This window comes from Paenirhodobacter sp. (assembly GCF_041916475.1).
In the GTDB taxonomy this organism is placed as follows: Bacteria; Pseudomonadota; Alphaproteobacteria; order Rhodobacterales; family Rhodobacteraceae; genus Rhodobacter.
In genome coordinates this window covers 1-12,513 of the sequence record NZ_JAYRZN010000033.1, presented here as the reverse complement: position 1 = coordinate 12,513, position 12,513 = coordinate 1, and the positions used below count along the sequence as shown (strand labels likewise).

Annotated in this window: 14 protein-coding genes and 1 pseudogene; 6 read left to right on the top strand and 9 right to left on the bottom strand. The window is 67.7% G+C overall.

Going from position 1 to position 12,513, the window contains the following annotated elements:
- Window positions 1–10: 10 nt before the first annotated feature.
- From ACOMG5_RS13635 to ACOMG5_RS13625, 3 genes are read right to left on the bottom strand one after another with little or no spacing between them, the layout of a single operon-like run.
- Window positions 11–1,081: an ABC transporter substrate-binding protein gene (locus ACOMG5_RS13635; RefSeq protein ID WP_420344348.1), complete on the bottom strand. Its 1,071-nt coding sequence runs from the start codon at window positions 1,079–1,081 to the stop codon at window positions 11–13.
- Window positions 1,082–1,103: 22 nt separating this feature from the next.
- Window positions 1,104–2,159 (bottom strand): ABC transporter ATP-binding protein, encoded by a 1,056-nt coding sequence (locus tag ACOMG5_RS13630; RefSeq protein WP_420344347.1) that lies wholly within the window; start codon window positions 2,157–2,159, stop codon window positions 1,104–1,106.
- Window positions 2,160–2,168: 9 nt separating this feature from the next.
- Window positions 2,169–2,930, bottom strand: a complete 762-nt coding sequence (locus ACOMG5_RS13625; protein ID WP_420344346.1) for a glucose 1-dehydrogenase — start codon at window positions 2,928–2,930, stop codon at window positions 2,169–2,171.
- A 179-nt stretch (window positions 2,931–3,109) separates the two neighbouring features.
- Here ACOMG5_RS13625 and ACOMG5_RS13620 point away from each other — a divergent pair, with 179 nt between their 5' ends.
- From ACOMG5_RS13620 to ACOMG5_RS13610, 3 genes are all read left to right on the top strand, one after another.
- Window positions 3,110–3,628 carry a HutD family protein gene (locus ACOMG5_RS13620; RefSeq protein ID WP_420344345.1) on the top strand — a complete coding sequence of 173 codons (519 nt, stop codon included), beginning with the start codon at window positions 3,110–3,112 and terminating at the stop codon, window positions 3,626–3,628.
- 137 nt (window positions 3,629–3,765) lie between these two features.
- Window positions 3,766–4,413 (top strand): 3-oxoacid CoA-transferase subunit A, encoded by a 648-nt coding sequence (locus ACOMG5_RS13615; RefSeq protein ID WP_420344344.1) that lies wholly within the window; start codon window positions 3,766–3,768, stop codon window positions 4,411–4,413.
- A 10-nt stretch (window positions 4,414–4,423) separates the two neighbouring features.
- Entirely contained in the window at window positions 4,424–5,077 is a 654-nt protein-coding gene (locus tag ACOMG5_RS13610; protein ID WP_420344343.1) for a 3-oxoacid CoA-transferase subunit B, read from the top strand.
- A gap of 250 nt (window positions 5,078–5,327) precedes the next feature.
- On the opposite strand, the gene ACOMG5_RS13605 is transcribed toward ACOMG5_RS13610, so the two are convergent.
- From ACOMG5_RS13605 to ACOMG5_RS13595, 3 genes are all read right to left on the bottom strand, one after another.
- Window positions 5,328–5,522, bottom strand: a complete 195-nt coding sequence (locus tag ACOMG5_RS13605; protein WP_420344342.1) for a zinc-finger domain-containing protein — start codon at window positions 5,520–5,522, stop codon at window positions 5,328–5,330.
- 76 nt (window positions 5,523–5,598) lie between these two features.
- The gene (locus ACOMG5_RS13600; RefSeq protein ID WP_420344341.1) at window positions 5,599–5,979 is read right to left on the bottom strand and encodes an HIT domain-containing protein; all 381 of its coding nucleotides are present in this window, start codon (window positions 5,977–5,979) and stop codon (window positions 5,599–5,601) included.
- An 11-nt stretch (window positions 5,980–5,990) separates the two neighbouring features.
- The gene (locus tag ACOMG5_RS13595; protein ID WP_420344340.1) at window positions 5,991–7,565 is read right to left on the bottom strand and encodes a DUF5928 domain-containing protein; all 1,575 of its coding nucleotides are present in this window, start codon (window positions 7,563–7,565) and stop codon (window positions 5,991–5,993) included.
- 104 nt (window positions 7,566–7,669) lie between these two features.
- Here ACOMG5_RS13595 and ACOMG5_RS13590 point away from each other — a divergent pair, with 104 nt between their 5' ends.
- Window positions 7,670–8,488 (top strand): sulfotransferase family protein, encoded by an 819-nt coding sequence (locus tag ACOMG5_RS13590; protein WP_420344339.1) that lies wholly within the window; start codon window positions 7,670–7,672, stop codon window positions 8,486–8,488.
- Window positions 8,485–9,315, top strand: a complete 831-nt coding sequence (locus ACOMG5_RS13585; RefSeq protein WP_420344338.1) for an EamA family transporter — start codon at window positions 8,485–8,487, stop codon at window positions 9,313–9,315. Before ACOMG5_RS13590 ends, ACOMG5_RS13585 begins: the two co-directional genes overlap by 4 nt.
- Window positions 9,316–9,385: 70 nt before the next feature.
- Here ACOMG5_RS13585 and ACOMG5_RS13580 read toward each other — a convergent pair whose 3' ends face one another.
- Together ACOMG5_RS13580 and nth are read right to left on the bottom strand one after the other, a co-directional pair.
- The gene (locus ACOMG5_RS13580; protein WP_420344337.1) at window positions 9,386–10,369 is read right to left on the bottom strand and encodes an adenosine kinase; all 984 of its coding nucleotides are present in this window, start codon (window positions 10,367–10,369) and stop codon (window positions 9,386–9,388) included.
- A complete protein-coding gene (nth, locus tag ACOMG5_RS13575) occupies window positions 10,366–11,010 on the bottom strand; it encodes an endonuclease III (RefSeq protein ID WP_420344336.1) in 645 nt (214 codons plus the stop codon). Before nth ends, ACOMG5_RS13580 begins: the two co-directional genes overlap by 4 nt.
- A 166-nt stretch (window positions 11,011–11,176) precedes the next feature.
- Here nth and ACOMG5_RS13570 point away from each other — a divergent pair, with 166 nt between their 5' ends.
- Window positions 11,177–12,115: a Hint domain-containing protein gene (locus ACOMG5_RS13570; protein WP_420344335.1), complete on the top strand. Its 939-nt coding sequence runs from the start codon at window positions 11,177–11,179 to the stop codon at window positions 12,113–12,115.
- A gap of 281 nt (window positions 12,116–12,396) precedes the next feature.
- Here ACOMG5_RS13570 and ACOMG5_RS13565 read toward each other — a convergent pair.
- Window positions 12,397–12,513 (bottom strand): annotated as a pseudogene (locus tag ACOMG5_RS13565) (IS481 family transposase); the annotation flags it as partial.

Genomic DNA, 12,513 nt, shown 5'->3' with positions numbered 1-12,513 from the left:
CCAGCATGATTTAGGTGAACTTGCCGAACCAGGCGCTCTCGTTTTCCACCTGCACCTGCGAGGAAATCCGGATCAGATGCTCGAAATCCTCGGGCCGCACCGGATAGGAGGGATCGTTCACCAGATCCGCGGGCGGGGTCAGCCCCGGCACCACGCCCGGAAGCCCGAGCCCGTCGAGCCAGACCTGCTGCGCACCGCTGGTGATGGCGAAATTCACATATTGCTTGGCCCAGTAGAGCTCGTTCTCCGGCAGGCCCTTCGGCACCCAGAGCCCGTCGGTGTCGAACTTGCAGCCCTCGACCGGCACCGTCCACTTGATATCCACGCCGTTGTTGCGCGCCTCGCGGGCGTTGGTGGAGATGGTGCAGGCGGCGTCGATCTCGCCGTTCTGGAACCATGTGGTGAAATCCGGATCCTCGCCGAGGAGCGGGTTTTGCTTCTTCACCTCGCGGATGAAGTCCCAGGCGGGCTCCATGTTGCCGGGGATATCGGAGAGCTTGCCGCCGCCTGCGACCTGCGCCGGGAAGTGGAAGCCGATGCCGTCATTGTAAAGCGCGATGCGGCCCTTGAACTTCGGATCGAGCAGGTCCTTCCAGGATTTCGGCGCCCCGTCCGGGAAGGCCGAAGGCCGGTAGGCCAGCACATAGACATAGCCGTAGGTATTCACGATCGGGTAGCCCTCGAGCCCCACAGGCTTCGCCAGATCGGTGGTGTTCTTCAGGTTCGGCAGATCCGACAGATCCTCGGTCACGCCGCGCAGCGCCGATTTGGTGGCGTTGGTGGTGGTGTCCCAGTTCACATGGATCGGCGGGGTGCGCTTTTGCGCCACCGCGGCCCAGAGCTTCGGCTGGATCTCGTTGTCCTCGCTCAGGTCGTGGCGCACGGCGATGCCGGTCGCGGCGGTAAACGGATCCGACACCCCCTTCTTCAGCGCCTCGACCCAGGAGCCGCCCCAGGCCCGGACGATGATTTCGGCGGGCTTCGCCGGCTCTTGCGCGAAGCCGCGCAGCGGCAGCGCCGAGGCGAGTGCCACCCCCGCGCCCGTGCGCAGAATCGTGCGGCGGCTGATCGAATTCGTCATGTCCTTCCCTCCGTGTTGGCCCCTAGCGGGATTTGAAAATATGCAGGTCGCGCGGCGCCCAGCCAAGGCTGACCGGCGCGCCGATGGCGCGGGGCGCATGCCCCTCCGGATCGTGGTGATAGACCTGAAACGCGCGCCCGGCCGCCGAGACGACATAGAGCAGCCGCTCGCCCTCGAAGATCACGTCGCTCACCGTGCCGGGCAGCGTCGGGCCGGAGGGCGGATCGAGCAGGATCTGCTCGGCGCGGATCGCGGCGCGCACCGGCGCCCCGGGCGCGATGGCGCCGATATGGCGCCCGGCGAAGGCGCGCCCCTCCGCTTCCATGCCCTCGGCCGTCGCCACCCCATCGAGGAAGGTCGAAACGCCGATGAAGCCCGCCACGAACGGGTTCGCCGGCTCGCGATACATCGTCACCGGCTGCGCATGCTGCTGGATCTCGCCGCCGTCCATGACGATGATATCGTCCGAAACCACCAGCGCCTCGCGCTGATCGTGGGTGACGTTGATCGTGGTGACCCCGAGCTCCTTCTGGATCCGGCGGAACTCAAGCTGCATCTCCTCGCGCAGCTTGCGGTCGAGCGCCGCGAGTGGCTCGTCGAGCAGAAGCAGCTCCGGCTCGAAGACCAGCGCCCGGGCAATGGCCACGCGCTGCTGCTGCCCGCCCGACAGCTCGTGGATCCGCCGCCCGCCGAAGCCGCCGAGCCGCACGAGATCGAGATAGCGCTCCACCCGCGCCGGGATGGTGCGCGGGTCGAAGCGGCGCATCTTCAGCGGGAAGGCGACGTTTTCCGCAGCCGTCATATGCGGGAACAGCGCGAGCTTCTGGAACACCATCCCCACCGCGCGCCGGTGCGGCTCCACCGCCTCCACCGGCTGGCCATGGATGGTGATCGCGCCCGATGTCGGGCGCAGGAACCCGGCGATCATCCGCAGGAGCGTGGTCTTGCCCGAGCCCGAGGGCCCGAGAATGGTCAGGAACCGCCCCGTCTCCAGATCGAACGAGGCATCGCGCACCGCCATTCCCCCGGTGCCGAAATCCATGCTGACCTTGTGCACCCGCACCGCAAGTTCGTTCATCACCATTCCTCAGATCGCGGCCAGATAGCCGCCGTCGATGCCGAGGCACTGCCCCGTCACATAGGCCGAGGCGGGCGAGGCCAGATAGACCACCGCGCCCACCAGATCCTCCAGCGCGCCGAAGCGCCCGAGCGGGATCTTCGCCGCCATGCCCGCGGCCCAGTCCGCGTTCTGGTAGAACACCTCGGTCATCGCGGTGCGGAAATAGCCGGGCGCGATCGCATTGACCCGTACCCCGCGCGGCGCCCATTCGGCCGACAGCGCGCGGGTCATGCCCAAAACGCCGCTTTTCGATGCGCCATAGGGCGTGGCCGTGGGCACCCCCACGAAGGAGGTGAGCGAGGCGAGGTTGACGATCGTGCCCTGCCCGCGCGTGAGCATCCCCTGCGCCACCGTCTGCGCGACGAAGAAGGCGCCCTTCAGGTTCGTATCGACGATCCGGTCCCAGAGCTCCTCGGAGACATCGGCGGAGGGGCAGACATCCTCGATGCCCGCGTTATTGACCAGAATGTCGATCTCCAGCCCACCGAGCGCCGCCCGGACCTGTGCGATATCGCGCTGATCGCAGGCGATGCACTGCACCTCGCGGCCGGTGGCGGCGATGCTTGCGGCGGTTGCGGCCAAAGCATCCAGGCTGCGCGCCGTGAGCACCACGTCGGCCCCGGCCCTGGCGAGCCCGAGCGCGAGCTCCGCCCCGATGCCGCGGCTTGCCCCCGTCACCAGCGCGCGCCGCCCCTTCAGGGAAAACATCGCTTCCAGAAAAGCCGTCATCCGCGCCCCTGCCCTCCTTCGCTGCCCGCCGCTTGACGCGCTGCGCCGAAACGATAATGTCCAAACATATTTTCGCGACTCTGGCCCGCAATCCTCCTGTTCGTGGTAACGGTGGTTTTGCCGCCGAGAAAGCCCATTTGCGCAGACTTTGGGCGGCGATGCCCAATCAGGAGGCACCCATGAACCAACCCACCCGAATCTGGCGCCGCGCGGAACGGGTTTTCACCCCCTGGAAGAACGGCGGCGGCCGTACGGCAGAGATTCTCGCCATGCCCGAGGGCGCCGGTCTGGACGGGTTCGACTGGCGCATCAGCACGGCGGAGGTGGCGCAATCGGGGCCGTTTTCGCTGTTCGCGGGCATAGACCGCTGGCTCACCGTGCTGGAGGGCGGCGCGATGACCCTGTCGCTCCCGGAGCGCGACGTGGAGATCGCGCCCGGTGCCGCGCCGGTCGCCTTTGCGGGCGATGTGCCCTGTTCCGCGCGGCTGCACGGCCCGGCGTTGCTCGACCTCAATGTCATGGTGCGCCGCCCGCTGCGCGCGCATCTCGGGGCGCCCTCGTCCGGGCCGGTCCTTGCGCGCTATGCGCTGGCCCTGCAGCCGGTGCCGGAATACGGGCTGCAGCGGTTTGACCTGATCGCCTGCACGCCGGCACAGGATCCGCGCCTCCTCTGGATCGAAATCCTGCCGCCCGCCTGACCGGCTGCCGCAGCGCAGCGCGGCGCTTGTTTTTGGCGCGGATCCATCTTTAATGGGCGCTGCAGGCGGCGCAGCATGCGGCGCCCAGAACTCGGCCGGACGGAAATTTTCGCCGGCGGCACGGGACAGGAGACAGAATGATAAGCGCATTGACGCCGGCCGCCGCGGCCGAGCTTATCCCGGATGGGGCCAGCCTGATGGTGGGCGGGTTCATGGGCGTGGGCACGCCCGAGCGCCTGATCGATGCGCTGGTCGCCCGCGGGCCGCGCGATCTGACCATCATCGCCAACGACAGCGCCCTGCCCGGGCGCGGCATCGGCAAGCTGGTGAGCGCGGGCATGGTGGGGCGGCTCGTCACCTCGCATATCGGGCTGAACCACGAGACCCAGGAAAAGATGCTGGCGGGCGAAATCGCCGTGGATCTGGTGCCGCAAGGCACGCTGATCGAGCGGATCCGGGCGGGCGGCGCGGGGCTGGGCGGGGTGCTGACGCCGACCGGGCTCGGGACCGAAGTCGCCGAGGGCAAGCGTGTCATTGAAATCGAGGGGCGCTCCTTCCTGCTGGAGCTGCCGCTGCGCGCCGATTTCGCGCTGATCGACGCAGCGCAGGCGGATTACGTCGGAAATCTCGCCTTCACCCTGACCGCGCAGAACTTCAACCCGATCATCGCGCTCGCGGCCGCCACGGTGCTGGCCGAGCCCGAGAGCGTGGTGCCGGTGGGCGTGATCCCGCCCGATATGGTCAAGACGCCGGGCGTGCTCGTCGATCACCTGGTCACGCATTGAGGAGGCCACGATGGATGCCAAGGAACTGATCGCCCGCCGTGTCGCGCGCGAAATCCGCCCCGGAATGCTGGTCAATCTGGGCATCGGGCTGCCCTCGATGGTGGCGGGGCATGTCGGCCCGGAAATGCGCGTGTTCTTTCAGGCCGAAAACGGGATCGTGGGCCTTGGGGGCCGCCCTGCCCCCGGGCTGGAAAACCCCTGGCTGACGGATGCGGGCGCGGGCCTGGTTACGGCCGTGCCGGGGGCTGCCTCCATCGACAGCGCGATGAGCTTCGCGCTGATCCGCGGCGGGCATGTGGACATGACCGTGCTCGGCGGGCTGCAGGTGGATGAGGCGGGGCATCTGGCAAACTGGAAGGTGCCCGGCAAGATGGTGCCCGGCATGGGCGGGGCGATGGACCTCGCGACGGGGGCGCGGCAGCTGGTGGTGGCGATGCAGCATGCCGCGAAGGGGGCGTCGAAAATCGTGCGGGAGTGCAGCCTGCCGCTGACGACGGCGCGGCGGGTCGATCTGGTGGTCACGGAGCTGGCCGCGATCCGCCCGACCGAAGCCGGGCTGGTGCTCGCGGAGCGTGCCCCCGGCGTCAGCGTGGAGCAGATCCTCGCCGCGACCGAGGCCGCGCTGATCCTGCCCGCGGAGATCCCCGAGATGGCCCTGAACTAACCGGGGCGGGGCCCCGGCTCCCTGGGCGGGTGCCTTGCCGCCCGGAGAGGGGCTGTCGTCTCCCTGATCAGCAGGAGCAGTCACCGCTACTGACACCTTTTCGATGGCCCGCTGGATCGATGCGTCAAGGCTCAGGATTCGCAGGAGCAGCCCCCGCTCCTGCCCCGGGCGCCCCGCGGTGGGGCCGCTGCCGAAGCGAAAGCGGCCCCCGAGGGAGCCGCCCAAAAGGCTGATGCGCGCTGGCTGGCGCTCAGTGGTCCGAATGCGCGTGATCGCGGTCGATGATGTATTTCTTGTCGCAATAGGGGCATTCGACGAAGCCCGTCTCTTGCGGAATCGCCAGCCACACCCGCGGATGGCCCAACGCCCCCTCGCCGCCATCGCAGGCGACCTTCCAGCTGGTGACGACTTGCTCTTCGGGCGGCTTGGGAGCGGTGGCGGTCATCGGAAACTCCGTGATAGGGCTGCGCGATCTGTCTCGCGCCAGTATTGCAACGAAATCAGGGCGGTTCGCAACACCCTCAGGCGTTTTCAATCATCCGTCCGATCACCCGCCCGCCCAGAATGTGCAGGTGGAAATGCGGCACCTCCTGCACGCCATGCTCGCCCGCATTGGTGATTGCGCGCGATCCCTTGCCGCCATCGGCCGCACTCAGGCCCAGCATTTCACAGACCTGCGCGCAGGCGCGGGCGAAATCCACGATCTCGGCATCGGAGGCTTCGGCGCAGAAATGGTCGTAGGTCACATAGGGCCCCTTCGGGATCACCAGCACATGCGCGGGCGCCTTCGGCGCGATGTCGTGGAAGGCCAGCGTATGCGCGGTTTCCAGAACGGTCTTGTTCGGAATCTCGCCGCGCAGGATCCGGGCGAAGATGTTGCTGGTGTCATAGGCGTAGGGCATGTGCGGCCTCCTCAGTCGCTGAACAGATGATCTTTGTGCACGATACCGAGCGCAAGCTCGGGGGCGATGTCAAGGAACCGCGCCAGGATCTGCGCGGCTTCCGCGGGCGCGGCCTGCGCCGGAATGCGGAAAAACTGCGCGAAGCCCGCATCCGAGAGCCGCGCGCTTTCCTGGCGCAGATCGGCGCGCAGCGCGGGCAGGACCTGATCGAGAACCGCCGCGGGCGTATCCGGCCCCACCAGCCCGAGGCGGCGGGCATGGGCGGCCAGATCGGCCTCCGAAAACGCGCAGCCAAGCTCCAGCACGCGCAGTTCGGCCGCGTCGGCTGCGAAATCGCGCAGCCGCTCGAGGGCCGCCGGATCGGAGCAGATCAGCAGCCGCGACGTCTGGTGATAATCGAACAGCATCCTGAGCAGCGCCTTGCGGTGGCGGTTGCGCTTCGCGACATGGCGCTCGATCCCGCCCAGATCCGGCAAGCCGCCATCCTCGTCGAACAGATAGCCCTCGGCCGGGATCTGCGTGGCCGCCCGGATCTGCGCCGCCAGCCGCTTGGCCAGATGCCATTTCTTGCACAAAAGCACATGCAGCACCCGGTCGCGGCCAATCTGTGCGCCCGCCTCCCAGGCGCGCGGCGCGAAGCGAAGCCCGATACGCCCGCGGCTGGTGAGGAAGCGAAACACCGCCCTGCCCTCGTCCGAGGCCCGGACGGCCACGCCCCGCGCGCGCCACAGCGCATCGAGCTCCGCACGCAAAGCCGCCGCATCGGCGCTGATCTTGCGCGCGAACAGATGGCCCTGCGCGATCAGGAGGTCGTGGTGATCGTTGCAGAACACCACGGGCATCCCGTAATCGGTGAACAGCACGAAGGTGGGCGGCCGGCTGCGGATCTCGGGCGCGGGCACCAGATGGCGCACCAGCGTCTGGAAGAAGGTCTCGTCCGGGATCCAGGTGGTGCGGAAGAAACGCACCACATCGGGGCGCGCAGCGACGAAGGCGAGGAGCGCGGTGGCGGTGGTGCGGCGCAGGCACCACCATTGCGAGCCGATCATCATTTGCAGGTCGGCCGGCGGGCGGCGTGCGAGGCCGAGGCGGCTCTGCAGCGCGAGGCTCATGTCGAACAGGCGCTTGTGCCGGCGTTCGTTGAAATAATGCCGGTAGATGAGCCGCTCCTCCCGGATCCCGGTCTGGATCCAGCCCGAGCCGTGGAAATCCACGCTCTCGATATGGTCCGCGGGATCTGCCTCCAGCAGCGCATGCAGGTATTCGGCCGTCTTGATCGGCATGCCATCGCCCGAGAGCAGGTAGAAGTGGCTCGCCTCCGGGAAGGCCGCGAGCGCCCGGCGCAGGGTGGCGAGCGTCGCCTCGACCAGGCTCCACTCGCCCCAGCCGCAGCGGATCCGCCGCTCCACGAAGGCCACGGCGGGATTGCCCGCCAGCGCCACCCGGATCCGCGCCCAGTCGGCCGCAGGCGCGCGCGCGTCGAAATGCAGCGCGACCATATCGCCCGCCGCCGTCAGCCGCTCGGCCTGGCGGATCACCCCCTCCGGATCGCGGTGGGTCAGCAGGAGGAAGGCGACCTGGGCCATGTGAACGATGCAAACACTTCTTCCCCGCCTTGATAGCGCCAAAGACATTTGAAACGACAGCGGAAGTTTGCCATTGGGGAGAGATCGTTGCGCGGAGGCAGCAGATGGGGTTTCCCGGCACCTGGATGACCGAGAGTGAGAGCATGGTCTATCGGGTCGTGCCGAAATGCGCCTGCTCGACCATCGGGCAGATCATGTTCTGGTCCGATCACGGCCAGTTCTATGAGGGCGACATCCACGATGCGGCCGAGGGGCTGCACAAATGGGGGCTGGAGCCGAGCCAGCCGCGGATCGAGGCCAATCTGCGGGCACACCGCGCGCTGACGTTTACCTGCGTGCGCAACCCCTATGCGCGGATCCTGTCGTCGTTCTTCGACAAGATCGCCGGGATCCAGCGCAACGGCCGGCGCTATCGGGGCAATCTGCTGCCCGATCTGATGCGCCGCTATGGCGTGGAGGTGGGCAGCCCCGAAAACGGGTTCGATTTCGACCAGATCCGCGCGTTCCGGCGCTTCGTGCTGTTTGCGCGCGATACGGTGCGGTTTCGCAAGCCGATGGACCCGGATATCCACTGGTCGGCGATGGCATCGCATGTGGCGACGCTGGTGGCCAACGGCGGGCGCTATGACCGGATCTTCTGCGTGGAGGATTTCGACGCGGGCATGCAGGGCGTTCTGGATGCGGCGCAGACGCCGGTGCGGGTCGATCTGCGCACGATCCCGCGGTTCAATGAATCGCAGGGCCATGGGCCCAGGCGCGCGCACAGGGTTTCGGAGTATTTCGACGATCTGACCCGGCACCTGGTCTGGGACATGTACAAGCGCGATTTCCAGCTGTTCCGCTACGACCCGGACGACCCCGACCGCGCGGCGCCGCTCGGGCCGGTGGATCTCGACGCCGTGCATGCGAAGCTCGCGCGATGACCCTCAGCGTCTTTCTGATCGTGCTGCTGGCGGCTTTTGCCCATGCGAGCTGGAACGCCATCGTCAAGAGCGGGGCGGACAAGCTGATGACCATGGCGCTGGTCGCGGGCACCGGCTCGGTGCTGGCGGCGCTGTGCCTGCCGTTCCTGCCCGCGCCCGCGCCCGCCAGCTGGCCCTATCTCGCTGTCTCGGCGGTGCTGCAGAACGTCTACTTCCTGCTGCTGACCCAGGCCTACCGGCATGCAGACATGAGCCGCACCTATCCGCTGATGCGGGGCACGGCGCCGCTGCTGGTGGCGGGGTTCGGGGCGCTGGTGCTGGGCGAGCATCTGCCCGCTGCCGCCTGGCTCGGCATCGCGGTGCTGAGCATGGGGATCCTCGCCACGGTGCGCATCGGCGGCGAGGATGGCCGGGGCGCGGCCTGGGCCCTGGCCAACGCCGGGGTGATCGCCACCTATACGCTGAGCGATGGCATTGGCGTACGGCTTTCCGGCGCCGCGGCGGGCTATACGCTCTGGGTTTTTCTTCTCGGCGGCCTGCCGATCAGCGGCTGGATGCTGCTGCGGCGGGGCGATACCTACCTGCGCTATCTCGCGCGGAACTGGCGCGCGGGGCTGATCGGCGGGATCGGCTCGATCGTGTCTTATGGGCTGGCGCTCTGGGCGATGACACAGGCGCCGGTCGCCGTGGTTGCGGCGCTGCGCGAGACGGCGATCCTGTTTGGCCTCGGGATTGCCGTCGTGATGCTGGGCGAACGCCCAACGGCCGCGCGCATCGCCGGGGCGGTGACCATCGCGCTCGGGGCGGTGATGCTACGGCTCGCCTGACTTATGCGCCCTGCGCCATCGCAGGGCATATCCAGAGAGCCGCCGCGCAGCCCATGGCCCCCAGATCCCTTCAGAGCAGCCGATGCTCCCGGAACAGCGCGCGAATGTCGCTCTCCGGCCGGGCGCCGAAATGGCCGATCACCTCAGCCGCCGCGAGGCAGCCCATCCGCCCGGAGACCTCGAGCGGCTGCCCCGTCGCATAGCCATAGAGGAACCCGGCCGCGAACTGGTCTCCGGCGCCGGTGGCATCCACCGGCACCACGCGCCGCACCGGGACCTCGACCCGCTCCGCGCCCCGCAGCAAGATCACCTCCGCCCCGGAGCGGGTGCAGACCACGAGCCCGCATTCCGCCGCCGCCTGGCGCAGCGCGCTCTCCAGATCGGTCTGGTAGAGCGATTCCCATTCGTGCTCGTTGCCGATCACATAGTCCATCTCCTCGCGCACGAGGCGGCGGAAACTGTCGCGGTGCCGGTCGACGCAGAACGGGTCGCTGAGCGCGATGCCCGCGCGCCCGCCGCCCCGGTGGCAGCCCTGCGCCGCCTTCAGGAACGCGGCCTTGCCGTGGTCCTTGTCGAACAGGTAGCCCTCGAGGAACAGGATTTCGGTGTTCTCCACCACCTCCAGCGCCACATCCTCGGTGGAGACCTCCGCCGAGATCCCGAGATAGGTGTTCATCGAGCGCTCGCCATCCGGCGTCACGAAAATCATGGAGCGCGAGGTCGGCAGATCTCCGGCGACGGGGCGGTTCGGAAAGCCGGTGCCCTCGCCATGGAGCGCCGCCTCATAGAACCGGCCGAGCGCATCGTCGCGCACGCGCCCGATGAAGGCCGCGCGCAGCCCGAGGTTGCCGAGCCCCGCAACGGTATTGCCGACCGAGCCCCCCGGCGCCTGCGTGCGCTCCTTCATGGCCGCATAAAGCGTCTCGGCGCGGTCGCGCTCGATCAGCTGCATGATGCCTTTCTCGATCCCCATATGGTCGAGGAAGCTGTCGTCGCACTGGGCGATGACGTCGACGATGGCATTACCGATACCGACGACCTGATGGGTCTTCACGCGGTTTTCTCCTCGAATTGGCAGAGGTCATGGATCAGGCAGTCGGCGCAGCGGGGCTTGCGCGCGGTGCAGATGTAACGGCCGTGCAGGATCAGCCAGTGATGGGCGTGGTCCTGGAATTCGACGGGCACATTGTCCTCGATCGCGCGCTCCACCGCATCGACATCGCGCCCCGGGCAGATGCCGACCCGGTTGCCGACGCGGAAGATATGCGTATCGACAGCCTGCGCGGGATAATGAAACCAGATGTTCAGCACGACATTGGCGGTCTTGCGCCCGACGCCGGGCAGGCTCATCAGCGCCGCGCGCGAGGACGGCACCGTGCCGCCGAAGCGCTCGACGAGGATCTGGCTGAGCCGGATCACGTTCTTCGCCTTCTGCCGGTACAGGCCGATGGTCTTGATATGCTCGGTCAGCCCGTCCTCGCCGAGCGCGAGCATCTTCGCGGGCGTATCCGCCACCGGCCAGAGCGCGCGCGTGGCGCGGTTCACACCCACATCGGTCGCCTGCGCCGAAAGCGCCACCGCGACGAGAAGGGTGAAGGCATTGGTATGGTCGAGCTCCCCCTGCGGATGGGGGTCCGCCGCCTGAAACCGGCGGAAGCATTCCTTCATCTGGGCATAGTCGAACTGGCGCGCCATGGCGCAGCTATGCCCGCAGCCCGGCGCCGCGGCAATGGGCTTGGCACATTTTGTCGCATTTTCCGCAGGGCTGTTAAGGTGCCGTTAGCATTCCTTACCCAATGATCGGCGGATACGGTCACCTCTCCCGGCCGCTTCGTCCTTGTCCGAATCAGGATCGCAGCAGATGACGCCCATCGGTTATCCGGTCTCCTACCTCCACCGCGACCGTGAACGCGGCCTCTGGAGGCTGGACCCGGCCTTCGACGCGGCGACCATGGCCTGGCATATCGTGCCCGGAGCCCAGGAAACGGAGCTGCGCAATTGCCATGGTGCGCTGGTGACCCGGGGGATTCTGACCGCGGATGTGCCGGTTCTGCTCGGCGGGCCCGGCGGGGCCGTCGTGCGGCTCGACCGGATCGAGATCGACGGGGTGCTGAGCCTCTATCTCGCGGCCGAGGCACTCGTGCCGGGGCAGGCCTATCCGGATGTGCAGCCCGCACCGGGCTCCCTGCGCCAGGCTTCGGCCGAAGAGCTTGCGGAACTGCCCGCATTCGGCCCCGGAACGATGATCGCGACCGATACCGGCCCGGTGCCGGTGGACTGGCTGCGAGCGGGAGACAAGATCCAGACCCGCGACCACGGATTTCAGCCGCTGCTCTGGGTTGGCCAGCATGTCATCGCGCGCCCGGCCCAGCCCGCGCAGCAGCCTGTCAGGATTGCGGCCGGGACCTTCGGCGCCGATATGCCGGCGCGCGATACGCTCTTCTCGCCCGCGGTCGGGGTGCTGCTGGCAGGTGACGAGCTGCGGATGTGGTTCGCCGAGCGTGAAATGCTTGCCCGGGTCGACCGGCTGAACCCGGAGCTTCCGCGCGCCGAGGGGCGCGAGACGCTCTATACGCTGCTGCTGGACCAGCCCGAAGTGATCGTCGCCGACGGAATGTGGGTGTCTTCCGTGGAGGCAAGCAACAGCTATGTCGAGCTGATGCCGGAGGGGCTGCGCCAGGCACTGCTGCCGCGCTTGGCCTCTGGCCACGACATGCCCGCGCGCCGCTGGATGGAAGAGTGGGAGATCGGCATGTTCCGGCGCGGCCGTGCCGCAAAACGGCGCCATTTCGCGGCATAAATCTGTTCGAAAGTTCTGTTGATCGGATCTGCCAGGGCCAGCATCGAACGTTTCGCGGATCTGGGTGCCTCCGCTTCGGCTTTCGGGTACGATCAGTGCCATCGATTTCCCCTTCCGAGCGACGGGGCCGCATCTCACGGGGGGCGATTTTCCGCGTTTGCGGAACAGACGGTTTGCCTTTTAGGATCAGAACCTTGCTCCGCCCCGGTCCGCAACTCTTGGCTCCGATACGAATTCGGGCGGTCCGGGTCGTGCAGGCAAATTACGGAGCCCTTGATTTTCACTCCCTGCATCTGGTGGATCGGGCCTTCGGTGAATCTGTCTGGCTCTGACGTCCAGATTTTGCAGACCTATTCGTAGGGCGTGAGCGCGCCGAGCGTCCTTAGCCGGCGCGCGAA

Coding starts and splice junctions, on each gene's coding strand:
- ACOMG5_RS13630 (WP_420344347.1), bottom strand. CDS start 2,159: ATGAACGAACTTGCGGTGCGGGTGCACAAGGTCAGCATGGATTTCGGC.
- ACOMG5_RS13595 (WP_420344340.1), bottom strand. CDS start 7,565: ATGGCCCAGGTCGCCTTCCTCCTGCTGACCCACCGCGATCCGGAGGGG.
- ACOMG5_RS13615 (WP_420344344.1), top strand. CDS start 3,766: ATGATAAGCGCATTGACGCCGGCCGCCGCGGCCGAGCTTATCCCGGAT.
- ACOMG5_RS13570 (WP_420344335.1), top strand. CDS start 11,177: ATGACGCCCATCGGTTATCCGGTCTCCTACCTCCACCGCGACCGTGAA.
- ACOMG5_RS13635 (WP_420344348.1), bottom strand. CDS start 1,081: ATGACGAATTCGATCAGCCGCCGCACGATTCTGCGCACGGGCGCGGGG.
- ACOMG5_RS13610 (WP_420344343.1), top strand. CDS start 4,424: ATGGATGCCAAGGAACTGATCGCCCGCCGTGTCGCGCGCGAAATCCGC.
- ACOMG5_RS13625 (WP_420344346.1), bottom strand. CDS start 2,930: ATGACGGCTTTTCTGGAAGCGATGTTTTCCCTGAAGGGGCGGCGCGCG.
- ACOMG5_RS13590 (WP_420344339.1), top strand. CDS start 7,670: ATGGGGTTTCCCGGCACCTGGATGACCGAGAGTGAGAGCATGGTCTAT.
- ACOMG5_RS13605 (WP_420344342.1), bottom strand. CDS start 5,522: ATGACCGCCACCGCTCCCAAGCCGCCCGAAGAGCAAGTCGTCACCAGC.
- ACOMG5_RS13620 (WP_420344345.1), top strand. CDS start 3,110: ATGAACCAACCCACCCGAATCTGGCGCCGCGCGGAACGGGTTTTCACC.
- nth (WP_420344336.1), bottom strand. CDS start 11,010: ATGGCGCGCCAGTTCGACTATGCCCAGATGAAGGAATGCTTCCGCCGG.
- ACOMG5_RS13600 (WP_420344341.1), bottom strand. CDS start 5,979: ATGCCCTACGCCTATGACACCAGCAACATCTTCGCCCGGATCCTGCGC.
- ACOMG5_RS13585 (WP_420344338.1), top strand. CDS start 8,485: ATGACCCTCAGCGTCTTTCTGATCGTGCTGCTGGCGGCTTTTGCCCAT.